23 protein-coding genes are annotated in these 24103 nt (G+C 60.0%); 7 read left to right on the forward strand and 16 right to left on the reverse strand.

What is annotated here, in order from left to right; translation table 11 throughout:
* Both GBC55_RS18120 and GBC55_RS18125 read right to left on the reverse strand, forming a co-directional pair.
* Positions 1-1004 (reverse strand): GTPase/DUF3482 domain-containing protein (locus tag GBC55_RS18120; RefSeq protein ID WP_247266948.1); only part of this gene is annotated, 1004 nt, incomplete at its 3' end.
* Positions 997-2367: a DUF2868 domain-containing protein gene (locus GBC55_RS18125; RefSeq protein ID WP_162439388.1), complete on the reverse strand. Its 1371-nt coding sequence runs from the start codon at positions 2365-2367 to the stop codon at positions 997-999. The genes GBC55_RS18125 and GBC55_RS18120, both read right to left, overlap by 8 nt.
* Before the next feature lie 85 nt (positions 2368-2452).
* Here GBC55_RS18125 and GBC55_RS18130 point away from each other — a divergent pair, with 85 nt between their 5' ends.
* The gene (locus GBC55_RS18130; RefSeq protein WP_162439387.1) at positions 2453-2965 is read left to right on the forward strand and encodes a dihydrofolate reductase; all 513 of its coding nucleotides are present in this window, start codon (positions 2453-2455) and stop codon (positions 2963-2965) included.
* Between the two features lie 120 nt (positions 2966-3085).
* Here GBC55_RS18130 and GBC55_RS18135 read toward each other — a convergent pair whose 3' ends face one another.
* The gene (locus GBC55_RS18135; RefSeq protein ID WP_162439386.1) at positions 3086-4477 is read right to left on the reverse strand and encodes an L-cystine transporter; all 1392 of its coding nucleotides are present in this window, start codon (positions 4475-4477) and stop codon (positions 3086-3088) included.
* A 241-nt stretch (positions 4478-4718) separates the two neighbouring features.
* Between GBC55_RS18135 and GBC55_RS18140 the strand changes: the two genes are divergently transcribed.
* On the forward strand, positions 4719-5774 hold the full coding sequence (locus GBC55_RS18140; RefSeq protein WP_162439385.1) for a haloacid dehalogenase-like hydrolase: 1056 nt from the start codon (positions 4719-4721) through the stop codon (positions 5772-5774).
* A 187-nt stretch (positions 5775-5961) separates the two neighbouring features.
* On the opposite strand, the gene ilvD is transcribed toward GBC55_RS18140, so the two are convergent.
* The 4 genes from ilvD to GBC55_RS18160 all read right to left on the reverse strand — a co-directional run bounded on the left by ilvD (position 5962) and on the right by GBC55_RS18160 (position 10784).
* Positions 5962-7803, reverse strand: coding sequence for a dihydroxy-acid dehydratase (ilvD, locus tag GBC55_RS18145; RefSeq protein ID WP_162439384.1), 1842 nt, complete (start codon positions 7801-7803; stop codon positions 5962-5964).
* Between the two features lie 337 nt (positions 7804-8140).
* The gene (locus tag GBC55_RS18150; protein WP_162439383.1) at positions 8141-8599 is read right to left on the reverse strand and encodes a transposase; all 459 of its coding nucleotides are present in this window, start codon (positions 8597-8599) and stop codon (positions 8141-8143) included.
* Between the two features lie 209 nt (positions 8600-8808).
* Complete coding sequence (locus GBC55_RS18155; protein WP_157712544.1) at positions 8809-10005, reverse strand: class I SAM-dependent rRNA methyltransferase; 1197 nt, start codon at positions 10003-10005, stop codon at positions 8809-8811.
* 233 nt (positions 10006-10238) lie between these two features.
* A complete protein-coding gene (locus GBC55_RS18160) occupies positions 10239-10784 on the reverse strand; it encodes a type 1 glutamine amidotransferase domain-containing protein (protein WP_162439382.1) in 546 nt (181 codons plus the stop codon).
* Positions 10785-10991: 207 nt separating this feature from the next.
* Between GBC55_RS18160 and GBC55_RS18165 the strand changes: the two genes are divergently transcribed.
* From GBC55_RS18165 to GBC55_RS18175, 3 genes are read left to right on the forward strand one after another with little or no spacing between them, the layout of a single operon-like run.
* Positions 10992-11807, forward strand: coding sequence for an HDOD domain-containing protein (locus GBC55_RS18165; protein ID WP_178114320.1), 816 nt, complete (start codon positions 10992-10994; stop codon positions 11805-11807).
* A 42-nt stretch (positions 11808-11849) separates the two neighbouring features.
* Positions 11850-12662 carry a bifunctional DNA-formamidopyrimidine glycosylase/DNA-(apurinic or apyrimidinic site) lyase gene (gene mutM, locus GBC55_RS18170; RefSeq protein ID WP_162439380.1) on the forward strand — a complete coding sequence of 271 codons (813 nt, stop codon included), beginning with the start codon at positions 11850-11852 and terminating at the stop codon, positions 12660-12662.
* Between the two features lie 54 nt (positions 12663-12716).
* Complete coding sequence (locus tag GBC55_RS18175; RefSeq protein ID WP_162439379.1) at positions 12717-13040, forward strand: multidrug transporter; 324 nt, start codon at positions 12717-12719, stop codon at positions 13038-13040.
* A 134-nt stretch (positions 13041-13174) separates the two neighbouring features.
* Here the strand turns inward: GBC55_RS18175 and GBC55_RS18180 are convergent, their stop codons facing one another.
* From GBC55_RS18180 to GBC55_RS18200, 5 genes are all read right to left on the reverse strand, one after another.
* Positions 13175-13426 carry a YfhL family 4Fe-4S dicluster ferredoxin gene (locus GBC55_RS18180; RefSeq protein ID WP_162439378.1) on the reverse strand — a complete coding sequence of 84 codons (252 nt, stop codon included), beginning with the start codon at positions 13424-13426 and terminating at the stop codon, positions 13175-13177.
* Positions 13427-13528: 102 nt separating this feature from the next.
* Positions 13529-14008, reverse strand: coding sequence for a pantetheine-phosphate adenylyltransferase (gene coaD / locus GBC55_RS18185; protein ID WP_045059801.1), 480 nt, complete (start codon positions 14006-14008; stop codon positions 13529-13531).
* Positions 14009-14123: 115 nt separating this feature from the next.
* Positions 14124-15719 (reverse strand): GMC family oxidoreductase, encoded by a 1596-nt coding sequence (locus tag GBC55_RS18190; RefSeq protein WP_162439377.1) that lies wholly within the window; start codon positions 15717-15719, stop codon positions 14124-14126.
* Positions 15720-15788: 69 nt separating this feature from the next.
* Entirely contained in the window at positions 15789-16334 is a 546-nt protein-coding gene (locus GBC55_RS18195) for a twin-arginine translocation pathway signal protein (RefSeq protein ID WP_162439376.1), read from the reverse strand.
* Between the two features lie 28 nt (positions 16335-16362).
* Complete coding sequence (locus GBC55_RS18200) at positions 16363-17793, reverse strand: coniferyl aldehyde dehydrogenase (RefSeq protein ID WP_162439375.1); 1431 nt, start codon at positions 17791-17793, stop codon at positions 16363-16365.
* A gap of 148 nt (positions 17794-17941) precedes the next feature.
* Between GBC55_RS18200 and GBC55_RS18205 the strand changes: the two genes are divergently transcribed.
* On the forward strand, positions 17942-18631 hold the full coding sequence (locus GBC55_RS18205; RefSeq protein ID WP_162439374.1) for a TetR/AcrR family transcriptional regulator: 690 nt from the start codon (positions 17942-17944) through the stop codon (positions 18629-18631).
* A gap of 15 nt (positions 18632-18646) precedes the next feature.
* Positions 18647-19501 (forward strand): sulfurtransferase, encoded by an 855-nt coding sequence (locus tag GBC55_RS18210; protein WP_162439373.1) that lies wholly within the window; start codon positions 18647-18649, stop codon positions 19499-19501.
* Positions 19502-19597: 96 nt separating this feature from the next.
* On the opposite strand, the gene GBC55_RS18215 is transcribed toward GBC55_RS18210, so the two are convergent.
* The 4 genes from GBC55_RS18215 to GBC55_RS18230 all read right to left on the reverse strand — a co-directional run bounded on the left by GBC55_RS18215 (position 19598) and on the right by GBC55_RS18230 (position 24100).
* Entirely contained in the window at positions 19598-20587 is a 990-nt protein-coding gene (locus GBC55_RS18215; protein ID WP_162439372.1) for a hydrolase, read from the reverse strand.
* Between the two features lie 63 nt (positions 20588-20650).
* Positions 20651-21262: a 16S rRNA (guanine(966)-N(2))-methyltransferase RsmD gene (rsmD, locus tag GBC55_RS18220; protein ID WP_162439371.1), complete on the reverse strand. Its 612-nt coding sequence runs from the start codon at positions 21260-21262 to the stop codon at positions 20651-20653.
* Entirely contained in the window at positions 21262-22752 is a 1491-nt protein-coding gene (locus tag GBC55_RS18225) for a pitrilysin family protein (RefSeq protein WP_162439370.1), read from the reverse strand. Before GBC55_RS18225 ends, rsmD begins: the two co-directional genes overlap by 1 nt.
* Positions 22745-24100 (reverse strand): pitrilysin family protein, encoded by a 1356-nt coding sequence (locus GBC55_RS18230; protein WP_162439369.1) that lies wholly within the window; start codon positions 24098-24100, stop codon positions 22745-22747. Before GBC55_RS18230 ends, GBC55_RS18225 begins: the two co-directional genes overlap by 8 nt.
* Positions 24101-24103: the final 3 nt, after the last annotated feature.

Consider the following 24103-nt stretch of genomic DNA (forward strand, 5'->3'; position numbering starts at 1 on the left):
AGGGTCAGGCCGCCGACCAGCAGGTCTACGCCAGCCCCTGCTGCCGCTCCGGCTGCGATGCCACCGCCCACGCGCACACCCAACTGCTTGAGGGTTTCGGGGTTGAACAAGTCATCGCCCCAACGGCCATCGAGCAGCGGCAAATCACTGGCCGCCGCGTCCTGCGGGCGAAAGGCGTAGAGCTTGAGGAGCGCCTCGACGCAACGTTGCTCACGTTGGCGTACTGCTTTGCGCAGTTCGCTGATCGCCTGTTGTTCCTGCTCGGGCTCACTGACCACACTGCGTCGGCAGGCGGCGCAATCGATCAACAATTCGGCAATCAACCGCGCTGCACTTTGCTGACGGGCCAGGCGCTGAGCCTGCTGATCGGCGATCAATCGCTCGAGCTGGGGGCGAGCATTTTCCAGCAGCAGCGCGAGGCTTTCATACAGTCGACGTTCGCCATCCTCCGGCGGCGCGACACTGTCGAAGCGCACCAGGGCGTGCAATCCAAGGCGCGCCAACGCTTCACGCCAGTCCGGTTCGCGATGATTGGCGCTGCTGACAAAGTTCAGCACTGGCAGCAACGGTTTGCCGCAGCTGGCCAGTACTTCCAGTTCGTCGCGGTACTTGGACAGCACCGGCTCGCGGGCGTCGATCACGTAGAGGCCAGCGTCGCAGGTGAGCAGTTGGCGCAATACTTTGGCTTCCTGTTCGAAACGCTGCCGGGCTTCGCTGCCTTCCAGGAAACGGGCCAGTCGCGCGGGGCCGTCGAGGCGTTCGCCGGGGCGTTCAATGCGCTCCAGAAAATCGAGCAGGGCGATGGCGTCTTCCAGCCCGGGGGTGTCGAAAAGGTCGAGCAGCGGCTCGCCATCCACCGACAGGCGTGCGCCTTCGACATGCCGTGTAGTGCTTGGTCGATGGGAGACTTCACCGAATCCGACATCGCGGGTCAGGGTGCGCAGTAACGAGGTTTTACCAACGTTGGTGTGGCCCACGACTGCCAATTTCAAAGGTTTAGTCACGACCGTTCTCCAACCAGTTCATCGGCGCGCTGTCGGCGTACGGCAGCTCCAGCTGATGCAGCGCGGTGTGCCAGTCGCCCAGGCGCTCGGCATCCAGTGCTTCACCGGGCGGCGCCTGCAACAACCAGACGCGCGTCTCGCTGGCATTGCGCGCGAGTTCGGCGATCAGCGCCAGGCTGCCACGATCCGGCGAGCGCCGAGGGTCGCACGCAATGGCCAGGCGCGCGGGTGGAAAACGGCTCAGTTGTTCAAGAAGTTTGTGGCGCGATTCACGACTGTCGAGGACGCCCGCGTCGCTGACATTCTTCGGCAGTGGTGGCGGCCACGGGCGCTGATCATCCAGCTCAATGGCGACCAACAGCGCACCGTCGCTTTGCAGGTCGCTGACGCCGCTTTCCACACGATGCAAATGCTCGGGCGCGGCATCGCTGATGCCCAAACGCTCGCTGGTGGGCATCAACCTTTCGCGCAGTTGAGCGTAACCGGGGAGGTTCAGATCGAGGCGTAATTTTGCCTGACCGGTTTTCCAGCGCCACAGGCAGAACAACGCCAGTAACAGGCGCGGCAACACGCCATAAACCACCAGCACACCGACCAGCCATGTGGCCCAGGCCTGGCGCGCGCTTTCGATGTTCAGTGCCGCATCGCCGCTGGCGCGAATCATGTCCACTGTTGGAATAGTGAAGCCGAACAAGGCAGGCAGGGCGCCAAGGGTGCGGGTCATGGCGACAAAAGTGTCGGCGCTGAGCAGGGTGGTTTCCCAGACGAAGCCGTAACGCCGGGTCGCCATCAATGTCAGCAACATCACCAGCGCACTGAGCATCGCCAGTGACCACAAGCCGTTGACCAGCACGCCGATCGCCCAGCGATTGAGTTTCTGCCGTTGCAGTAACAGCAGCAGGGCAGGTGCAAGTTGTGCGGCTTTAGCGTCGCGGGCAAGTTTTTCACTGAGCCATAACCACAAGCGCCCGAGGCTGGCACCGTGTTCACCGGCAAACACCAGGCCCAGCGCCCAGCTCAGCAACAAAATCAGATTCAGCCCGAGCAGGCTGCCCAGGGCCCAGAACACATTGACCGGGGTTTGCCCGTCGCCCAGTGCTGCAAACGCCAGCCCGGCGCCGCTGATCACGGCCAGTACGGCGAGAACAATCAGCGCCAATCGTGCGCCTTGCAGCCAATGCTTGAGGGCGTTGGCCAGTCCATCGCGTTCAGCCAGCCACAGGGCCCGGCGTTGAATCCGTGCCGGCAAGTCGCCGCCAGCACTGCGGGCCAGTCGATTGGCTTCCAGATCATCCAGAGGACCGGCGTGTTCTTCGCGCAGACGAATGGTTTCCGTCAGCCAGAGGTTATTCAGTTCAGTCACGCGGCATCCCGTCGCTTCATTGAACGGTGAGCATAACCGCTGTGGCGCTTATCGGGGTATGGGACGCTCTGGTATCCTCGCCGGCATGACTAAATCACTCCCCCTCAGCCTGATCGCAGCCCTCGGTGAAAACCGCGTGATCGGCGTCGACAACAGCATGCCCTGGCACTTGCCGGGGGACTTCAAATACTTCAAGGCCACCACCCTGGGCAAGCCGATCATCATGGGTCGCAAGACCTGGGATTCCCTGGGTCGTCCACTGCCGGGACGATTGAACATCGTGGTCAGCCGTCAGACTGATCTGCAGCTGGAGGGCGCGGAGGTATATCCGTCGCTTGAGGCGGCCGTCGTACGCGCAGAAGAATGGGCCAGAGAGCAGGGCGTCGATGAGGTGATGTTGATTGGCGGGGCGCAGTTGTATGCACAGGGGTTGGCGCAGGCTGATCGGCTGTATCTGACGCGAGTGGCGCTGAGCCCGGAAGGGGATGCGTGGTTTCCGGAATTCGATTTGGAGCAGTGGAAACTGGTGTCCAATAGCGAAAATCCGGCGGTGGACGATAAGCCGGCGTACAACTTCGAAGTCTGGGAAAAAGCCTGATCTGTGGCGAGGGGATTTAGCGAAACGTCGCACCGCCCCGTTGGGTTGCGCAGCGACCCCATTATTTTGGGGCTGCTGCGCAACCCAACGGGGATAAATCCCCTCGCCACGAAGTTATGTTTAAGCCTGCACCAACTCCGAATGCTCATCCGCATCCAGCAGTGCTTTGTCCGTCTGCTGCATCACCTGGCTGGTAATCGCACCGGCCGCAATCGACCCGCTGACGTTCAATGCCGTACGACCCATGTCGATCAGTGGCTCAACCGAAATCAGCAACGCCACCAGTGACACTGGCAAGCCCATCGCCGGCAGCACGATCAGCGCGGCGAACGTTGCGCCACCTCCGACACCCGCCACACCGGCCGAGCTCAGCGTCACAATCGCCACCAGCGTCGCGATCCACAGCGGATCCAGCGGGTTAATGCCCACGGTCGGTGCAACCATCACCGCCAACATCGCCGGGTATAGACCGGCACAACCGTTCTGGCCGATGGTCGCGCCGAACGAAGCGGCAAAACTGGCGATGGCGTGTGGAATGCCCAGGCGGCTGGTCTGCGCTTCGATGCTCAGGGGAATGGTCGCGGCGCTGGAGCGGCTGGTGAAGGCAAACGTCAGCACCGGCCAGATCTTGCGGAAGAAGCGCAGCGGGTTGATCCCGGCTGCCGAAACCAGCAGGCCATGCACCACAAACATCAGGCCCAGGCCGATGTAGGACACCACCACGAAACTGCCGAGCTTGATGATGTCTTGCAGGTTCGAACCGGCGACCACTTTGGTCATCAGCGCCAACACGCCATACGGCGTCAGCTTCATCACCAGACGTACCAGACGCATCACCCAGGCTTGCAGGGTGTCGATGGCGTTGATCACTTTCTGACCTTTCTCGACGTCATCCTTCAACAACTGCAGCGCAGCGACGCCAAGGAATGCGGCGAAAATCACCACGCTGATGATCGATGTCGGCTTGGCGCGCGCCAGGTCGGCGAACGGGTTCTGCGGGATGAACGACAGCAGCAACTGCGGCACATTCAGGTCCGCGACCTTGCCCGCGTAGTCGGTCTGAATGGTTTGCAGACGGGCGATTTCCTGCGTGCCAGCCACCAGACCTTCTGCGGTCAGGCCGAACAGGTTGGTCAGGCCGATACCGATCAACGCGGCGATGGCGGTGGTGAACAGCAGCTTGCCGATGGTCAGGAAGCTGATCTTGCCCAGCGACGACGCGTTGTGCAGACGGGCCACAGCACTGAGGATCGAGGCGAACACCAGCGGGATGACGATCATTTGCAGCAGCTGCACGTATCCGTTGCCCACCAGATCGAACCAGCCGATCGAGGCTTTCAGCACCGGGTTGCCGGCACCGTAAATGCTGTGCAAAGCCACACCAAACGCCACGCCCAGTACCAGCGCGAGTAGGACTTTTTTGGCCAGGCTCCATGTAGTGTGGCGGGTTTGTGCCAGGCCAAAGAGCAGGGCGAGGAACACCAGCAGATTGAGGATCAGCGGCAGATTCATTGAGACTCCGATAAAGACTTGTGCCAGCAGCCTTCCGGGGCAGCTGCGAACCGGCAAGCCTAACAGCTTGAAAACTAATGATTTAATACCAAAAACGTATGGCAACTGTCGTTTTTGGAATAAGCGCGCGTCGCTCTCAGGGATGCATCTGGCGCAATGGGTGCGGTAACGGTCGCTGACAGACGAGGACCGTCATATTTATTTGTTAGCGTCGGTTTCTTTTACTCAGGGAGAACTGTCGATGAAGCTCGCACCGAAATTTCTACTCGCCGCACTCTGCCTTGGCCTCGCCGGCCAGGCATTCGCCACGGATTTGAAGCATTGGCCCGCCGATCAGGCCAAGGCGCTGGACGCCATGATTGCCGCCAACGCCAACAAAGGTAATTACGCGGTGTTCGACATGGACAACACCAGTTACCGCTACGACCTCGAAGAATCGTTGCTGCCGTACATGGAAAACAAGGGCCTGATCACCCGTGAAAAGCTTGATCCTTCCCTGAAACTGATCCCGTTCAAAGACACGGCTGACCACAAGGAAAGCCTGTTCAGTTACTACTACCGCCTCTGCGAACTCGACGACATGGTGTGCTACCCATGGGTCGCGCAAGTGTTCTCGGGTTTCACGCTCAAAGAGCTCAAAGGCTATGTCGATGAATTGATGGCGTCCGGCAAACCGGTGCCGGCGACTTACTTCGAAGGCGATGTCGTCAAGAAAATGGACGTCAACCCGCCGAAAATCTTCACCGGTCAGCAAGAGCTCTACAACAAGCTGATGGAGAACGGTATCGAGGTCTACGTCATGACCGCCGCCTCCGAAGAACTGGTGCGCATGGTCGCTTCCGACCCGCAGTACGGTTACAACGTCAAACCGCAGAACGTGATCGGCGTGAGCTTGCTGCTCAAGGACACCAAGACCGGCGAATTGACCACGGCGCGCAAGCAGATCACGGCAGGCAAGTATGACGAGAAGGCCAACCTGGGCCTTGAGCTGACCCCGTACCTGTGGACCCCGGCGACCTGGATGGCCGGCAAGCAGGCGGCGATCCTGACCTACATCGATGAATGGAAAAAACCGGTGCTCGTTGGCGGCGATACCCCGACCAGCGACGGTTACATGCTGTTCCACAGCGTCGACGTGGCTAAGGGCGGCATTCACTTGTGGGTCAACCGCAAAGACAAATACATGACCCAGATTAACGGCATGATGGCCAAGCACGCAGCGGCGCAGGCCAAGGAAGGGTTGCCGGTGACGGCAGACAAGAATTGGGTGATCGTGAAGCCTGAAGAAATCCAGTAAGCACCGACAAAACCAGTGTAGGAGTGAGCCTGCTCGCGATAGCAGTGTGTCATTCACATTTATGTTGCCTGACACTCCGCTATCGCGAGCAGGCTCACTCCTACAGTAGATCTCCAGCATTTGGGGGGAGCGCAAGCAAAAAAATACCCCGCACTTGGCGGGGCATTTTTTGTTCGACGGTTAAGCCTTACAGCCCGTCAAGCATCGCCTTGTTACGCACAGCGCCCTTGTCGGCACTGGTCGCCAGCAGGGCGTAGGCCTTGAGAGCGGTGGTCACTTTACGTGGACGCTTCTCGACCGGTTTCCAGCCTTTCTGGTCCTGTTCGGCACGGCGGCCGGCCATTTCTTCGTCGCTGATCATCAGGTTGATCGAACGGTTCGGAATGTCGATCAGCACCTTGTCGCCATCCTGCACCAGACCAATCGCGCCGCCAGCAGCGGCTTCCGGCGAAGCGTGGCCGATGGACAGGCCCGAGGTGCCGCCAGAGAAGCGACCGTCGGTGAGCAGGGCACAGGCTTTGCCCAGGCCTTTGGATTTCAGGTAGGACGTCGGGTACAGCATTTCCTGCATGCCCGGGCCGCCTTTCGGGCCTTCGTAACGGATGATCACGATGTCGCCGGCCTTCACTTCATCTGCGAGGATGCCGCGTACCGCGCTGTCCTGGCTTTCGAAGATCTTCGCGTTGCCTTCGAACACGTGGATCGACTCGTCGACGCCGGCGGTTTTCACGACACAACCGTCCAGCGCAATGTTGCCGTAGAGAACGGCCAGGCCGCCTTCTTTCGAGTAAGCATGCTCGACGCTACGGATGCAGCCGTTTTCACGGTCGTCATCCAGGGTTTCCCAACGGGTCGACTGGCTGAACGCGGTTTGCGTCGGGATGCCCGCCGGACCGGCCTTGAAGAAGTGGTGCACGGCTTCGTCGTCGGTCTGGGTGATGTCCCACTTGGCAATGCCTTCGGCCAGGGTCTTGCTGTGCACGGTCGGCAGGTCGGTGTGCAGCAGACCGCCACGGGCCAGCGAGCCGAGGATGCTGAAGATCCCGCCGGCACGGTGCACGTCTTCCATGTGGTACTTCTGGATGTTCGGCGCGACTTTGCACAGTTGAGGCACGTGGCGGGAGAGACGGTCGATATCGCGCAGGTCGAAATCGATCTCGGCTTCCTGGGCCGCAGCCAGCAAGTGCAGGATGGTGTTGGTGGAACCGCCCATGGCGATGTCCAGGGTCATGGCGTTTTCGAACGCCTTGAAGTTGGCGATGTTGCGCGGCAACACCGACTCATCGTTCTCGGTGTAGTAGCGCTTGCACAGCTCGACGATGGTGCGGCCGGCCTGCAGGAACAGCTGTTCGCGGTCGCTGTGGGTAGCAAGAGTCGAACCGTTGCCCGGCAATGCCAGGCCCAGGGCTTCAACCAGGCAGTTCATCGAGTTGGCGGTGAACATGCCGGAGCACGAACCGCAGGTCGGGCAGGCGCTGCGCTCGTACTCAGCGACTTTCTCGTCAGAAGCGCTGGAGTCGGCGGCGATCACCATGGCGTCGACGAGGTCGAGGCCGTGAGAAGCGAGTTTGGTCTTGCCGGCTTCCATCGGGCCGCCGGAAACGAAAATCACCGGGATGTTCAGGCGCAGGGACGCCATCAGCATGCCAGGGGTGATCTTGTCGCAGTTGGAGATGCAGACGATGGCGTCGGCGCAGTGGGCGTTGACCATGTACTCGACGGAGTCGGCGATGATCTCGCGGCTCGGCAGCGAATACAGCATGCCGTCGTGGCCCATGGCGATGCCGTCATCCACGGCGATGGTGTTGAATTCTTTTGCCACACCGCCAGCGCGTTCGATCTCGCGGGCGACCAGTTGGCCCAGGTCCTTGAGGTGAACGTGGCCCGGTACGAACTGGGTGAAGGAGTTGGCAATGGCTATGATCGGCTTTTTGAAGTCGTCATCTTTCATCCCCGTGGCGCGCCACAGTGCGCGGGCGCCGGCCATGTTGCGGCCGTGGGTGGATGTTTTCGAGCGGTAATCAGGCATGAAGCACTCCGGGCGGCTAATCAGGTATCAAAAGGGAAGTGAGCTTCTATTGACGTCTGGAACACTCAGAAATGGCCGTGTGTCCGGAAGTTGCCGATAACTTTGCGGGATCGCCGCGCGCTTCAGCTTGAGCTCATAAACCCGCCGGGGGATGACTGGCGATGAATGTGGCGATTCTACACGGCTGGCAGCGGGAGGGAATGCCTCCACGCATTTGCAGACGCACGGGTAGGAGCGAGCTTGCTCGCGAAAAACGTCAACGATACCGCGGTGTTCCTTGTTACTCGCGTTGCATTTTTGTTCTTCGCGAGCAAGCTCGCTCCTACAACGGGGGCGGTCAGATCCAGATGGCATCCCATAGCGGATAATCGCCGATGTGGTCGACCAGCCCCGCGCGCAACGGATTGGCGATGATGTATCGAGCCATGATCTTCAAGTCTTCGTCACGACGCAGGGCGCGGTCGAAGTAACCCTTTTGCCATACGGGTTCTGACCGGCCTCGAGCTTGATTGATGAGTCGGGCACTGCGGGATTTGATTACTTGCATGAGCCTTGGCAAATCTCCGTTATGGAGTTCAACCAGCCAGTGAATATGATCAGGCATGATCACCCAAGCTAAAGCCGTTGCGTCGCCGGCTTCATGAACTCTTCTGAGTTCACGCACGACCAGGCGGCCCGAGCGCCAATCCTTGAAGATCGGTTGTCGTTCATGGGTTACGGCTGTCAGTAGATAGATGCGACCAGATTCTGAGTAGCGGCCGGTACGTAAACGATGGGCGTTTTGGTCGCTGGACATTCCGTTGTCCTCTTCTGTGATTGGAAGAGAAAACGATAGCCGTAACGGAGAGAGAATTTGTGGTGACAGGGATTCTTAATGTGTCGTAAAGCAACTGTAGGAGCGAGCTTGCTCGCGAAAAACGTCAACGATAACACGGGTGTTTCTGGTTTTTCGCGGTGTCTGTTTGTTCTTCGCGAGCAAGCTCGCTCCTACAGTGGTTTGTGTTGTTAGCTATTCGGCAACAACCGGCAAGTAATGCTCTTGATGTAGCGCGTTTCAGCAATCGCCGGGTGAACCGGATGATCCGGGCCCTGGCCGCCACGTTCCAGCATCTGGATATTGCGGTCCAGGTGGCGGGCGCTGGTCAGCAGGATGTTCTGCAGATCGTCTTCCGGCAGGTGCATCGAGCACGAAGCGCTGACCAGGATGCCGTCTTTGCTGAGCAGGCGCATGGCTTGCTCGTTCAGGCGACGGTAGGCGCCTTCGCCGTTTTTCATGTCTTTCTTGCGTTTGATGAACGCCGGCGGATCGGCCACGATCACATCGAAGCGTTCTTCGCTGGCTTTCAGTTCTTTCAGGGCTTCGAAAACGTCGCCTTCGATGCAGGTCATTTTTTCGGCGAAACCGTTCAGGGCGGCGTTACGCTCGACACCGTCAAGGGCGAAGGCCGAAGCGTCGACGCAGAACACTTCGCTGGCGCCGAACGCGGCAGCTTGTACGCCCCAGCCGCCGATGTAGCTGTACAGGTCGAGTACGCGTTTGCCTTTGGCGTACGGCGCCAGGCGAGCGCGGTTCATGCGGTGGTCATAGAACCAGCCGGTTTTCTGGCCCTGAATGACCGGCGCTTCGAATTTCACGCCGTTCTCTTCCAGCGCAACCCACTCCGGCACCAGGCCGAAAACGGTTTCGACGTAGCGGTTGAGGCCTTCGGCATCGCGTGCAGCGGAGTCGTTCTTGAACAGGATGCCGCTTGGCTTGAGCACTTGGGTCAATGCTGCGATCACGTCTTCTTTATGGGCTTCCATGGTCGCCGAGGCGATCTGGACGACCAGGATGTCGCCGAAACGGTCGACCACCAGGCCCGGCAGCAGGTCGGAATCGCCGTACACCAGGCGATAGAACGGCTTGTCGAACAGGCGATCACGCAGGGACAGGGCAACGTTCAGGCGGTGCACCAGCAGTGATTTGTCCAGCGGCAACTTGATGTCGCGCGACAGCAGACGGGCGCAGATCAGGTTGTTCGGGCTCATGGCAACGATGCCCAACGGCTTGCCGCCGGCGGCTTCGAGGATCGCCTGATCGCCGGCCTTGAAGCCGTGCAACGGGGTGGCGGCCACGTCGATTTCGTTGCTGTAGACCCACAGGTGGCCGTTTCGCAGGCGACGGTCGGCGTTGGCTTTGAGGCGCAGGCTAGGCAGGGACATGACGTCGCTCCGGAAAAAAGAGCGGGAGTATAGCGTGTTGTACAGCGCCTCGGTTCCACTGATAGACCTGTGGCGAGGGAGCTTGTCGAATCGTCGCACCGTCCCGCTGGGCTGCGTAGCAGTCCCTCTTTTGGGGCCGCTTCGCGACCCAGCGGGAGCAAGCTCCCTCGCCACAGTTACAGTACCGGATTAAGTGAACTGCATTCACCTCGCCACAGGGGTTTATGCCGAATTCAAGATATGGCAGACAACGCGCCGATCAACTCCCGGTTAAACGCCGGAATATCATCCGGCTGACGGCTGCTGATGAGATTGCCGTCCTTGACCACCTCCTTGTCCACCCAGTTCGCGCCGGCGTTCACCAGATCATCCTTGAGTGTCTTGTAGCTGGTCATGGTCTTGCCGTTGACCAATCCGGCCGATATCAGCAACCAGCCGCCATGACAGATCACGGCAATGGGCTTGCCGGCCGACGTTCCGGTCTTGACTAGGTGTTGGGCGTCCTGGTCGATACGGATGGTGTCGGAGTTCTGCACGCCGCCCGGCAGAACGACGGCGTCGTACTGATCGATGCTGGTGGCCTTGAAGGTACCGTCAACCTTGAAGTCGTCCGCGGGTTTGTCGTGATTCCAGCCTTTGACCTGGCCTTCCTCGGCCGACAGGATATCGACCTGAGCCCCGGCCTCTTCCAAAGCCTTCTTCGGCCCGGTGAGCTCGACCTGCTCAAAACCATCGGTCACCAGAATTGCGACACGTTTGCCATTCAGGGAATTGGACATGAATACAGCTCCTGACGTGAGTAAGTGGATGCCCGAGGGCATTACTCAGTCCGAAGCCTGCGCCTGAATGAAAGTTCCTCCGATGTGCCCGCTGGTGTGTCGGATCCAACTTCATAAAGGTTAGAATCGCCGCCTGTCCAAGAGCGTGTACTTATGTCCCAAGAGCTGACCACCGAACAAATTCAACAGACCCTGCAAGGCATCAGCGTGCCGGCCCAGCCGCAGATCATGGTGGATTTGCAGATGGAGCAGTACATGCCGGACCCGGACCTGGAGGTGATCGCCAAGCTGATCTCCCAGGATCCCGGCCTCTCCGGCTCCCTGTTGAAAATCGTCAACTCGCCTTATTACGGTCTTTCCAACAAGATCGCCTCGATCCAGCGCGCAGTGAACCTGCTGGGCAGCCGGTCTGTCATCAACCTGATCAACGCCATGTCGATCAAGGGCGAGATGAACGATGACACCATCGTGACGTTGAACCGTTTCTGGGATACCGCTCAGGACGTGGCGATGACCTGTCTGACCCTCGCCAAACGCATCGGTGGCCAGGCCGGTGACGAGGCCTATGCGCTGGGTTTGTTCCACGATTGTGGCGTGCCGCTGATGCTTCAGCGCTTCCCTGACTACATGAGCGTTCTGGAAAAGGCCTACGCCAATGCCAGCTCGGAATGCCGGGTAGTGGACACCGAGAACAGCCTGTTCAATACCAACCATGCAGTTGTCGGTTACTACACGGCCAAATCCTGGCGTTTGCCGGAACACGTCAGCCACGCCATCGCCAACCACCACAACGCCCTGGCGATTTTCAGTGACGAGTCCTCACGCAACAGTCAGCTGAAAAATCTGTTGGCGATTCTGAAAATGGCCGAGCATATTTGCGCGTCCTACCGAGTGCTGGGCAATCAAAAGATTGACCATGAGTGGAACAGCATCAGCCATCTGGTGCTCGATTATGTCGGCCTCTCGGACTACGACTTCGAAACCCTCAAACAAACGATTCGCGACCTCGGCAATCACCGCTGAGTATTGAACCTCCTCTGATCCAGAGCCTGATTCGAGAGCGCCATGCCTGAACTGCCGGAAGTCGAAACCACCCGCCGCGGGATTGCCCCGCACCTGGAAGGACAGCGTGTCAGTCGGGTCATTGTGCGTGATCGCCGGCTGCGTTGGCCGATTCCCGAAGACCTGGATGTTCGGCTGTCCGGCCAGCGCATCGTGCTGGTGGAGCGCCGTGCCAAATACCTGCTGATCAATGCCGAAGTCGGCACCTTGATCAGCCATTTGGGCATGTCCGGGAATCTGCGCCTGGTGGAAGCCGGTTCGCCGGCGGCCAAGCATGAGCATGTGGACATCGAGCTGGAGTCCGGTCTGGCGCTGCGTTACACCGATCCACGGCGCTTTGGTGCAATGCTCTGGAGTCTTGATCCGCTCAATCACGAACTGCTGATTCGCCTGGGGCCGGAGCCGTTGACCGACTTTTTCGACGGCGAGCGTTTGTTTCAGCAGTCCCGCGGGCGTTCGATGGCCGTGAAACCGTTCATCATGGATAACGCGGTGGTGGTGGGCGTGGGCAATATCTACGCGACCGAGGCACTGTTCGCTGCCGGTATCGACCCGCGGCGCGAGGCCAAGAGCATTTCCCGGGCGCGCTATTTGAAACTCGCGATCGAGATCAAGCGCATCCTCATCCATGCCATCGAACGTGGCGGCACGACGTTGCGGGACTTCATCGGCGGTGACGGTCAGCCCGGCTATTTTCAGCAAGAACTGTTCGTCTACGGCCGAGCGGGCGAGCACTGCAAAGTCTGCGGGACCGGGCTGCGGGACGTGAAGCTGGGTCAGCGCGCCAGCGTCTTTTGCCCACGCTGCCAGACCTGAAAACGTCAACGGTCTATAGTCACAGTTCTCACTGCCTAGCCGAAGGACCGTGCCATGAATTCGTTTCGAACCCTTGCCGTCGTTTTACTGCTGAGCATCGCCGCGCCGGTGCTGGCGGACAGTAGCGGCAGCGGTGATCCCCGTTACACCATCCAGAACCCCCCGGCTTACGCCATGATCGGTGACTTGCTGATCGCCCGGCCTTTGCTGGTTGTGGCGACGGTCATCGGTGCAGGAGCGTTTGTGCTGTCGTTGCCGTTCACCGCGCTGGGTGGCGGGATTGGCGATGCGGGGCAGGCGCTGGTGGTTGATCCGGCGAAGGCGGCGTTTGTGCGGTGTCTGGGGTGTATCGGGGAGGGGTTCGAGCAGCGGGAGTGACTTCAGTTACCTCAGCGGTGTACCTGATGGCCCCATCGCGAGCAGGCTCACTCCTACACTTGATCTGCGTCGTCCGCGAGACCCCTGTGGGAGCGAGCCTGCTCGCGGTGGCGTCAGGACAGACGCCGTAATGTTCAGGCCTTACCGGTAATTACCCGATACTTCTCCATCAACTGTTCTTCAGTCTCCGGATGCGCCTCATCCAGTGGAATGCAATCCACCGGGCAGACTTGCTGGCATTGAGGTTCGTCGTAGTGGCCGACGCACTGCGTGCACAGGTTCGGATCGATCACATAGATCTCTTCGCCTTGGGAAATGGCGGCGTTCGGGCACTCGGGTTCGCAGACGTCGCAGTTGATGCAATCGTCGGTGATGATCAGGGACATGCTAACTCCAGCCAGGGCGGACAGCCCGGGCGCTATAAACCAATGCGCGCAATTGTGCCGCATTGGCGCCCGTAGTGCACGCGGGCGCCGCTTGAGCGGTTGTTACTTCTTGAAGCGTTCGGTCAGGGCATCCGCGACAGCGGGGTGCACAAACTTGGTGATGTCGCCACCGAGCGCTGCGATTTCACGGACCAGCGTCGAGGAAATAAACGAATAACGCTCGGACGGTGTAAGGAAAAGACTTTCCACATCCGGAGCCAGTTGGCGGTTCATGTTGGCCAGCTGGAACTCGTATTCGAAGTCCGACACCGCGCGCAAACCACGCAGGAAGACGTTGGCGTTCTTCTCTTTGGCAAAATGCGCCAAGAGCGTCGAAAAGCCGACAACTTCAACGTTCGGCAGATGTTTGGTGACCTCGCGGGCCAGCTCCACACGTTGTTCCAGGGGAAACAACGGGTTTTTCTTCGGGCTGGCAGCGACGGCAATGATCACGTGATCGAACAGGCGCGAGGCGCGTTCGACCAGATCGCCATGGCCCTTGGTAATAGGGTCGAAGGTACCTGGGTACAACACTCGGTTCATCGCGTCGTCCTGGCGGGAGTCCGTTGGGGAGTCGGATGGTATCGCAGCATTCCCGGTCGGCCAAGTCGCCTGTTCGGTAAGAAAGCACTATAGACGATGGGAATATTCCTCGTTTTCATGGGTTTTTTAAACGATCCGCCAATGAAGTCGCCAATTGCGCCGTCAACCCGTAGACCGACAACTGCGGGTTTGCGCCAATGCTGGTGGGGAATAGCGAACCGTCATGGATCGACAGATTGCTGATCTGGTGATGACGACCCAGGCTGTCGGTCACGGCGTTTTTCGGGTCTTCGCCCATGGCGCAACCGCCCATCACATGGGCGCTGCCCAATCGCGTGCGATACAGCTCAAGGCTCAAGCTGTCGATCAGCGTGCGCGCTTCGGCCAGGGTTTTCACGTAACGAGCGTCGGCGTGCATGGGCATGACGGCCTTGGCGCCACCGGCAAACTGGATCTCGGCCATGCTATGGAATGCCCGGCGTAACCCGTCCCAGGCATAGGCTGAAACCTGGTAGTCGAGCACCGGCGTGTCGTCACCGCGCAGTTCGACGCTGCCCCCGGGGCTGTCCGGGTGAAAGCCATCGCGCAGCAGTGCGAGCATGGCGTGGGTGTGCGGCAGGTTTTCCATGTGTTGCGCGCTTTCCTTGCCCAAGCCACCGAGCAGGGTGGCGGCCAGCGCCGGGTGCAATGGCGGTACTTCGAGTTTGTAGGACATCTTGCCGGTGGCGCCGTCCGGCCACTGGAAATGGTCGGAGTAAATTGACTGCGGCGCGCCGTAGAACGGGTTGATCACCTCGTCAAACAACCCGGCGGACATGTTGACCAGATGCAGGAAGGTGCGTTTGCCCAAACGCTTGTGGGGATCGGGTGCGTCTGAGCGCAGCAGTAGGGCGGGGCTGTTGATTCCGCCGCCGGCCAACACGTAATGCCGGGCCTTGACCGTGATGGTTTTGCCGGTTGGCGCAACGCAACGATCATCCATCGCGACGCACGTGAGGCCGGTGACTTTGCCATCCTTGATCGACAGTTTCTCTGCGCGGGCGAGATACAGCAGTTCCCCACCTTTTTCGAGGGTCGCGGGAATGGTCGTCACCAGCATCGATTGTTTGGCATTGGTGGGGCAGCCCATGCCGCAGTAACCGAGGTTCCAGCAGCCACGCACATTCCGCGGGATCACATGCCAGGCGTAGCCAAGTTTTTCGCAGCCTTTGCGTATCACGTCATTGTTGGCGTTGGGTGGCACCATCCACGGGGCAACCCCCAGGCGCTGCTCCATTTTTTCAAACCACGGGGCCATCTCGGCCGGGCTATGGCCTTTGACGTCGTGTTCCTTGGCCCAGTGGTCGAGCGTCGGGGCAGGGGTGCGGAAACTCGATGTCCAGTTGATCAGCGTGGTGCCACCGACTGCGCGGCCCTGAAGGATGGTGATGGCGCCGTCCTTGCTCATGCGACCGATACCTTCCTGATAAAGGCTGGTGTAGGCCTGGTCTTCGAGCATTTTGAAGTCGCTGCTGGTCTTGAGCGGGCCTTCTTCGATGAGCAATACCTTGTAGCCTGCAGCGCTGAGGATTTCTGCGGTGGTGCCGCCGCCCGCGCCGCTGCCGATGATCGCCACGTCGGCTTCGAGGGTCAGGTCCTGGGTCAGTTGCGCGCCGTTGTAGGTTTTCCAGCCGCGGGCCAGGCCTTCACGGAACGGATCGGGTACGGGCATGTTCAGGTTCTCGTTATTATTTTAAGTTCGGTGGTGTGGCGGCATTCCGACGATGGGGGCGCCACGGTTTCAAACGGCAGGCGGCCCCGGATACCCACAATGCGCCCAGGATTCCCGCCGGCTGTACCAGGCCATCATCACCAATTGCAGCAGCGAGCTGTGCCCCATGCGCAACAGGCTTAAAGAACTGTTTTCCCAGCGATGGAGAAACTGCCGAATCTCATCTGCGCTGGCGTTTTCCCAACTTCCCCAGATCCCGGTCAGCGGTCCGCGAGTGACCGACATTCCGAGCACATCGAACAGCTGCTGCGTCAGCTTGAGCATTTCCGGCGACAGGTGATTGAGGCTGTTATCCAGGGTCTTGAGGGTGCCTTCGACGGCGGCCGGCATTTTCTCGGCCGCCACCGCGCCGTCGATCATCACCGGGATCAGCGCCCGTAAAAACAGCAGGTCACCGCGACGTAACAAAGCGAAACCGCTGGCTGGGGTGCTGGAGGAGCAGCCGCTGAGGCTCGCACCCAATCCAGCCGTGGCCAGAAAGGCGCTGGCGCCCAGGCTGAATTTAAGCAGCCCGCGTCGTGACAGGGCGGGTGTATCGGAAAGGCTGGGGCTCATTGTTTTTATTACCCGGCGGTGATGATCGTTAGCGAATAAACAATTTCTGGATCAGTTTCTGAATGGCTTTTCCGTACGGCGGATAAATCAGCTTCGCCGCGTTGAAGCGCTGTTTGATCAGCACGCCCTTGGCTTTGCTGAAGGTCAGGAAACCCTCATGGCCGTGGTAATGCCCCATCCCGGAAGCGCCAATCCCGCCGAACGGCATATCGTCCTGGGCGACATGCAGCAACGTGTCGTTCAAGCAGACACCGCCGGAATGGGTTTCGTGGAGCACGCGATTCTGTTCGCGCTTGTTGTAGCCGAAGTAGTAAAGCGCCAGTGGGCGCGGGCGCTGGTTGATGTAGGCAAAGGCTTCATCAAGATCGGTGTAAGGCACAACCGGCAGCAACGGACCGAAGATCTCGTCCTGCATCACGGTCATGTCGTCGCTGACGTTAAGCAGCAAGCTATGACTCATGCGGCGTGCCTGACCCTGGTCGAACAACGGAATCAGCAGCGCACCCTTGCTGGTGGCATCGCTGATGTAGCCGTTGAGCCTGGCCAGCTGTCGGTCATTGATAATCGCGGTGTAGTCCGGGTTGTCGGTCAGTGTCGGATAGAACCCACGCACTGCCTGACGATAAGCTTCGACGAACGCTCCGACGCGCGCTTCCGGTACCAATACGTAGTCCGGGGCCACGCAGGTTTGTCCGGCATTGAGGGTTTTGCCGAAAGCGATGCGTTCCGCAGCGTCCTTGAGCGGGACGTCGTGGGAAACGATAGCCGGGGATTTGCCGCCCAGTTCCAGGGTCACGGGCGTCAGGTTTTCCGCCGCCGCACGCATCACATGTTTGCCGATGCTGGTGGAACCAGTGAACAACAGGTGATCAAAAGGTAGCCGGGAGAACGCCACGCCGACGTCAGCCTCGCCCAGCACAACACCCACCAGATCCTGTGGAAAGATCCGGCCCAGCAGTTCCTTGAGCAGTAATCCGGTGGCGGGTGTCGATTCGCTCAGCTTGAGCATCACCCGATTGCCTGCCGACAGCGCCCCCGCCAGCGGCCCGATAGCCAGATACAGCGGGTAGTTCCACGGCACGATCACACCGACCACACCCAGCGGTTGATAAACGACTTTGGCCGATGCGGGCTGAAAGGCAACCCCGACTTTTCGCCGCGAGGCTTTCATCCAGCCTTTGAGGTGCTGGCTGGCGTAATGAATGCCATGCAGGCTTGGCATCAGTTCGGCGAGCAGGGTTTCATCGGCGCTGCGGTGGCTGAAGTCCTGGCTGATGGCGTCGATCAGTGCCTGGCGTTCGTCGCTCAACAGGTCCCGCAGTGCTTTGAGCCATTGCTGGCGCTGGGCTGCCGGCGGCATCGGGTTGGCTGCGTAGGCGGCGCGCTGAGCGTCGAACAGGGTTCGAAGTTCATCCAGCGGCTGCTGTAAGTCTTGCAGGTAAGCGATGTCAGCGGTCATGGCCAGCTCCGGATTTTTATTGTACTGAAACACTTTTTAGAGTCTATGCTCTATAAAGTCAAATGACATCCTGGCGCAGCTTTGTTTTATCCCATCGTGGATAGGTCGTAAGATGCCCTTCATCGCACTCTGAATTTAAGCTCAAGCCATGGCCCCTCGAATAAAAACCAGCGAGCGCATCGTGCAGAACAGCCTGGAGCTGTTCAATCAGCAAGGCGAACGCAGCATCAGCACCAATCACATTGCCGCCCACATGGAGATCTCTCCGGGCAACCTGTACTACCACTTTCCTAACAAGCAGGCGATTATCGCCGTGCTGTTCAGCGAGTATGAAAGCCTGGTGGACAGCTTCCTGCGCCCGCCTCAGGGCCGTGCTTCGACGGTGGAAGACAAGCGCTTCTATCTGAAGGAACTGCTCGCGGCGATGTGGCGCTACCGGTTTCTACACCGCGACCTCGAGCACTTGCTCGACAGCGATCCGGAACTGGCCGCCCGTTATCGGCGCTTTTCCCAGCGCTGCCTGATTTACGGCACGCACATCTACGCCGCCTTCGTCGACGCCGGCATCCTGCGCATGGACAAGGTGCAGATCGAATCCCTGACCCTGAATGCCTGGATCATCCTCACGTCGTGGGTGCGTTTTCTGTGCACCACGCGGGAAAACTCCAATCACTTGAGCGAGCAAGCCATCAAGCGTGGCGTGTATCAGGTGCTGGTGCTTGAAGCCGGTTTTGTCACGGATGAGGCGCGCGACGCGGTCAACGCGTTGTATGAGGAGTTTTACGTGCCGCTGGGTCAGGCGCTGGAAGAAGTGCAACCGGAATCAGAACCGCTTTAATCACAGGAGCCTGTTATGCCTATCGCGCAGTTGATCAGCCCGCAAGCGTTGGACCTGAAAAAGGAGCAGCCGGGGCTGGTGATCCTGGATTGCCGTTTCGCCCTTGAAGACCCCGATTACGGTCAGCGCAGCTATGCCGAAGGGCATATTGCCGGGTCGAGTTTTGCCGACCTGGAACGTGATTTGAGTGGGACGGTGGTCAAAGGCGTGACCGGGCGCCATCCGTTGCCGGAGCCTGAAGACCTGATCGAACGGCTGCAATCCTTCGGCATCAATGCCGACAGCGACGTGGTTTTGTACGACGACGGCCCCGGCGCTTTTGCGGCACGCGCCTGGTGGTTGCTGGCCTGGCTGGGCAAACGTGACGGTGTGTTCATTCTGGATGGCGGGCTAAAGGCCTGGCACGCAGCGGGTCTGCCGTTGAGCCTGGATGCCTGCAATAACAAGCGCGGTACCTTCACTGGAGCGCCGGACGATTCGCTGACCCTGACCGCCGAAGAGCTTCAACAGCGTCTTGGCCAGCCATCACTGACGTTGCTCGATGCCCGCGCGTTGCCGCGATTCAAAGGTGAGGTGGAGCCGATCGATCCGGTCGCAGGGCATATTCCTGGCGCGCAGTGTGCGGCGTTCACCGACAACCTGGACAGCGACGGGCGTTTCCTGCCGGCCGATCAGCTCAAGCAGCGATTCGCCGCGAAGCTCGGTGAGCGCTCGCCGGCGGAATTGGTGGCGTATTGCGGTTCTGGCGTGACGGCTTGCCATAACCTGTTTGCGTTGAGCCTGGCGGGATATCCGTTGGGTGCGTTGTATGCAGGGTCGTGGAGCGAGTGGATCAACGAGCCTGCGCGAGGCATTGCGAAAGGCGAGTGACAGATCAAAAGATCGCAGCCTCGTTCCACTCGACAGCTCCTACAGGGTTATGCGCCCACCTGTAGGAGCTGTCGAGTGGAACGAGGCTGCGATCTTTTAATGGTTGGCCAACCACTGCGGGATGCGTCTTTCCAGGTAGTAACCCGGCCGCCGGAACGTGCCATCCACAAAGCCGACATGCCCACCTTTGGCCTGCAATTCGAATTCAGTGCATGCGGACAATTCGTCCGCTTGCGGCAGGCTGTGCGGGAACACAAAGGGGTCGTCGGCCGCCTGAATGATCAACGTCGGTGTGCGGATCTCGCTCAGGAAATATCGGCTTGAAGCACGGCGATAGTAATCCTCGGCATCAACGAAACCATGTAGTGGCGCGGTCACCCGACCGTCGAAATCCCAGAAGGTGCGCATGTTTTCCAGCGAACCAAGGGCCGCTAACGCTGCGATGCCATCCTCCCGGCCATCATGCTGAAACTGGCGCTGCTTGTTCTTGATGTAGCCGACCATCTCGCGCATGAAGTGCGCCTGATAGACCTTTGAGAATCCCTGGCCGATACGGTCGGCGCACTGATCCAGACGAAAAGGCACGGACACCGCCACCGCGCCGAGCAGCCCGCTTTCACTGCCCGTCTCACCCAGATGCTTGAGCAGGACATTACCGCCCAACGAGTAACCCACCGCGTACAAGGGGGCCAGCGGCCGTTTGGCTCGCAGGTGCTTGATGGCTTCGGCCAGGTCTTCGCTGGCGCCGGAGTGATAGCTGCGCGGTAGCAGATTCGGTTCGCCCGAGCAGCCTCGCCAGTTCAGCGCCACGCTCGCCCACCCTTGGGCCGCCAGCGCTTTTTGCACGCCGGCCACGTACGGCGAGTTCGATGAACCGGTCAGACCGTGCAGCACCAATACCAACGGCGCATCGGCACTGTGCGGGCCGTGCCAGTCCAGGTCGAGGAAGTCACCATCCTCGAGCCACAGGCGCTCACGCTCCCGAGTGATGTGTGTGGTTTTGCGCCATAGCGGTCCCCACAAGGTCTGCAGGTGCGGGTTGCCAAGGCCGAAGGCGGGGGAAAAGCGTTCTGAAGAAGGGGGCACAATTGTTCTCGATGCAGCGGTGCGCGCCTTGAGCAAGGTGCGCACCTTTTTCAGGCCAGTCGATTAACCGGCGATCTCTGCCATACGTTGCCACAACGCGTAGTACACCCGCCCGGATTTTTGCTCCCGGTGGAGGCGCCAGTTACCGGGCAGGCCCAGGGCAGAAGGCGCATTTTCGCTTTCGGTGTAGATCCAGGCTTCATTGGCCAGCCATTGGCGCTCTTCCAGCAGCGTGCAGACGGTTGGCAGCAGATTCTGGTTGAACGGCGGATCCAGGAATACCAGGTCGTATTCAACCGCGGTCTGGGTTTCCAGATAGCGTAAGGCATCGGCCGTCTGGATCTGGCCAGTGGTGCAGCGCAGGGTGCCCAGGTGTTCCTTGATGCTCGCTACCGCGATGTTGCTGGCGTCCAGGGCCTGGCCCATCGCTGCGCCACGGGACAACGCTTCGAGAAACAGCGCGCCACTGCCGGCGAACGGATCAAACACTTTGGCGCCAGCGACATAGGGCGCGAGCCAGTTGAACAGGGTTTCACGCACCCGGTCAGGCGTCGGACGCAAGCCCGGCGCATCGGGGAAGCTCAGCTTGCGGCTGCCCCATTCCCCGCCAATGATACGAAGTTGGTTCACACCGTTGTGCACGTTGTGTACGGGTTTTTTAGCACGAGTGGCCATTAATGCTCCGGAACCCCGAGCGGTTGCTCGGCAGGTTTATCAGATGGGGCCGGTAACGGCTTTTGCGGCACGGTCGGGCCAGCGCTGACGATGACCAGTTTGTCCGTGCTCAAGTGTTTGTTCAGTGCAGCTTTGACCTGTTCCACCGTCAGGCTCTGGGACTCGCGCATGAAGTCATCCAGGTAGTTCAACGGCAGGTTGTAGAAGCCCATTGCACCCAGTTGCCCGACGATATCGGCGTTGCTGGCGGTGGACAGCGGGAAGCTGCCCGCCAGTTCACGCTTGGCGTCGTCGAGTTCTTTTTCGGTAGGACCGGTTTTAAGGTAGTCGGCGAGCACGTCCTGTACCAGTTTCAGCGTGCCTTCGCTCATCTCGGCGCGGGTCTGCAGGTTGATCATGAACGGGCCGCGCGCCTGCATCGGGGTGAAGCCCGAATAGACACCGTAAGCCAGGCCGCGCTTCTCGCGCACTTCGCTCATCAGTCGGGTGCCGAAGCCACCGCCGCCGAGGATCTGGTTGCCCATGGACAGTGCGGCATAGTCCGGATCGTCCCGGTCGATGCCCAGTTGCGCGAGCATCAGGTTGGTCTGTTTGGACGGGAATTCGATATGACCAACGCTGGCCTTCGGATCAGCTGGTTGCGGGATTTTTGCCAGGGCCGGGCCTTTTGGCAGCGCGCTGGAAACCTGCGAAGCAATGGCCTCGGCTTCCGCGCGGGACAGGTCCCCCACCAATGCGATCACGACGTTGCCGGCGGCATAGGCTTTCTCATGAAACGCCTTGAGCTGCGCCAGCGTGATAGCCGGTATGGATTTCGCCGTGCCGTCGCTGGAGTGCGCGTAAGGGTGATCGCCGTACAGGCGATTCATCAGCTCCAGGCTCGCCAGTTTGCCGGGGTTCTGTTTCTGATATTCGAAGCCGGCGAGCATCTGGTTCTTGATGCGCGCGAAGGAGTCGGCCGGAAAGGTCGGTTGACCCGCGACTTCGGAGAACAGTTTCAGCGCAGGCTCTCGTTTATCCGCCGCGCTAAGGCTGCGTAGCGAAAGGAGCGCCATGTCCTTGAACGCGCCGTTGCTAAAATCTGCACCCAAGCCTTCGAAGCCCTGGGCGATGGCGCCGACATCCTTGCCCGCAACACCTTCGTTAAGCATCGCGTTGGTCAGCAACGCCAGGCCCGGTGCGTTGCCGTCCTGGCTGCTGCCGGCGGCGAAGATCAGACGCATGTCGAACATCGGCAGCTCGCGGGCTTCGACGAACATCACCTTGGCGCCTTCCGCCGTGTTCCAGGTTTGCACGTTGAGTGTGCGATGACTTGGGGCTTTGCCGTCGAGTTCGGCCAGCGATTGCAGCTTTTGGCTGGATTTGGCTTTGTCGAGGGCTTCGCTGGCGGTCGACTCGTCGGGCCGGAACAGGTAGGCGACGGCGGACCCGATCAGGGCGACAACGATCAAGCCGATCAGGGCTACGCGTGGTTTTTTACGCTCACTCATGAGTCGTCTCCAATGGCAGTACATGGGCGACGCTGAGACGTTCGCGTGTGAAGTACAACTTGGCGGCGTTCTGGATATCTTGCGGGGTCACGCTTTCCAGGTCGGCGAGTTCCGTGTCCATCAGCTTCCAGGACAGGCCCACGGTCTCCAATTGACCGATGGCAGTGGCCTGGCTGGTGATCGAGTCGCGCTCGTAGACCAGGCCGGCGATAACTTGAGCGCGCACGCGTTCCAGTTCTTCGGCAGTCGGCGCGGTGGTTTTCAACTGTTCGAGCAGTTTCCACAAGCCGGCTTCGGCTTGGGCGATGGTTTTGTTTTTCTGAGTGTTGGGCGTTGCCGACAGGGTGAACAGGCTGTCGCCACGGGTATAGGCGTCGTAGCTCGACGCGCCACCGGACACAAGCTCTTCGCCGCGTTCCAGCTGAGTCGGGATGCGTCCGCTGTAGCCGCCATCGAGCAGGGCTGAAATCAGGCGCAAGGCGTTTACCGAGCGTTTGTCTTCAGCAGTAGCGATGCTCGGTACGTTGAAGCCCAGCATCAGGCTCGGCAATTGAGTCTGCACGTGCAGGGTGATCTGCCGTTCGCCAGGCTCTGCCAACTCAAGCGGGATTTTAGCGGGCGGCACGTCGCGCTTGGCGATCGGGCCGAAATAGCGCTGGGCCAGGGTTTTCACTTCGTCCGGGGTCACGTCGCCGACCACCACAAGGGTGGCATTGTTCGGCACGTACCAGGATTGATACCAGTGGCGCAGTTCTTCGACTTTCATGCGGTCCAGGTCAGCCATCCAGCCGATGGTCGGCGTGTGGTAACCGCTGGCCGGATAGGCCATGGCCTTGAAGCGCTCGTACGCCTTGGACATCGGCTTGTCGTCGGTGCGCAGGCGGCGTTCTTCTTTAATGACCTCGATTTCGCGGGCGAACTCGTCAGCCGGCAGGCGCAGGCTGGCCATGCGGTCGGCTTCGAGCTCAAACGCCACGCCCAGACGGTCACGGGCCAGTACCTGGTAGTACGCGGTGAAGTCGTCGCTGGTGAAGGCATTCTCTTCGGCACCGAGGTCGCGCAGGATCAGCGACGCTTCGCCGGGGCCGACTTTTTCGCTGCCCTTGAACATCATGTGTTCCAAGGCGTGGGACAAACCGGTCTGGCCTGGGGTCTCGTAGCTGGAGCCGACCTTGTACCAGACCTGGGAAACCACGACTGGGGCACGATGGTCTTCGCGCACAACGACCTTCAGGCCGTTATCAAGGGTGAATTCGTGGGTGGGTTGCGGGTCGGCAGCCAAGGCTGAAAGTGGCAGACAAACTGTGCTGAGCAGCAGGCCTGCAGCGCGGCGGGCTAGAGCATTCATTCG

The organism is Pseudomonas sp. TNT3 (genome assembly GCF_010095445.2).
GTDB lineage: Bacteria > Pseudomonadota > Gammaproteobacteria > Pseudomonadales > Pseudomonadaceae > Aquipseudomonas.

Excerpts from the sequence above, each read along its gene's own strand:
- GBC55_RS18160 (WP_162439382.1), bottom strand. The coding sequence starts at position 10,784 with ATGTCCAATTCCCTGAATGGCAAACGTGTCGCAATTCTGGTGACCGAT.
- GBC55_RS18205 (WP_162439374.1), top strand. The coding sequence starts at position 17,942 with ATGGCCCCTCGAATAAAAACCAGCGAGCGCATCGTGCAGAACAGCCTG.
- rsmD (WP_162439371.1), bottom strand. The coding sequence starts at position 21,262 with ATGGCCACTCGTGCTAAAAAACCCGTACACAACGTGCACAACGGTGTG.
- mutM (WP_162439380.1), top strand. The coding sequence starts at position 11,850 with ATGCCTGAACTGCCGGAAGTCGAAACCACCCGCCGCGGGATTGCCCCG.
- coaD (WP_045059801.1), bottom strand. The coding sequence starts at position 14,008 with ATGAACCGAGTGTTGTACCCAGGTACCTTCGACCCTATTACCAAGGGC.
- GBC55_RS18180 (WP_162439378.1), bottom strand. The coding sequence starts at position 13,426 with ATGTCCCTGATCATCACCGACGATTGCATCAACTGCGACGTCTGCGAA.
- GBC55_RS18135 (WP_162439386.1), bottom strand. The coding sequence starts at position 4,477 with ATGAATCTGCCGCTGATCCTCAATCTGCTGGTGTTCCTCGCCCTGCTC.
- GBC55_RS18150 (WP_162439383.1), bottom strand. The coding sequence starts at position 8,599 with ATGTCCAGCGACCAAAACGCCCATCGTTTACGTACCGGCCGCTACTCA.
- GBC55_RS18140 (WP_162439385.1), top strand. The coding sequence starts at position 4,719 with ATGAAGCTCGCACCGAAATTTCTACTCGCCGCACTCTGCCTTGGCCTC.
- GBC55_RS18210 (WP_162439373.1), top strand. The coding sequence starts at position 18,647 with ATGCCTATCGCGCAGTTGATCAGCCCGCAAGCGTTGGACCTGAAAAAG.
- GBC55_RS18230 (WP_162439369.1), bottom strand. The coding sequence starts at position 24,100 with ATGAATGCTCTAGCCCGCCGCGCTGCAGGCCTGCTGCTCAGCACAGTT.
- GBC55_RS18195 (WP_162439376.1), bottom strand. The coding sequence starts at position 16,334 with ATGAGCCCCAGCCTTTCCGATACACCCGCCCTGTCACGACGCGGGCTG.
- GBC55_RS18225 (WP_162439370.1), bottom strand. The coding sequence starts at position 22,752 with ATGAGTGAGCGTAAAAAACCACGCGTAGCCCTGATCGGCTTGATCGTT.
- GBC55_RS18190 (WP_162439377.1), bottom strand. The coding sequence starts at position 15,719 with ATGCCCGTACCCGATCCGTTCCGTGAAGGCCTGGCCCGCGGCTGGAAA.
- ilvD (WP_162439384.1), bottom strand. The coding sequence starts at position 7,803 with ATGCCTGATTACCGCTCGAAAACATCCACCCACGGCCGCAACATGGCC.
- GBC55_RS18175 (WP_162439379.1), top strand. The coding sequence starts at position 12,717 with ATGAATTCGTTTCGAACCCTTGCCGTCGTTTTACTGCTGAGCATCGCC.
- GBC55_RS18200 (WP_162439375.1), bottom strand. The coding sequence starts at position 17,793 with ATGACCGCTGACATCGCTTACCTGCAAGACTTACAGCAGCCGCTGGAT.
- GBC55_RS18130 (WP_162439387.1), top strand. The coding sequence starts at position 2,453 with ATGACTAAATCACTCCCCCTCAGCCTGATCGCAGCCCTCGGTGAAAAC.
- GBC55_RS18155 (WP_157712544.1), bottom strand. The coding sequence starts at position 10,005 with ATGTCCCTGCCTAGCCTGCGCCTCAAAGCCAACGCCGACCGTCGCCTG.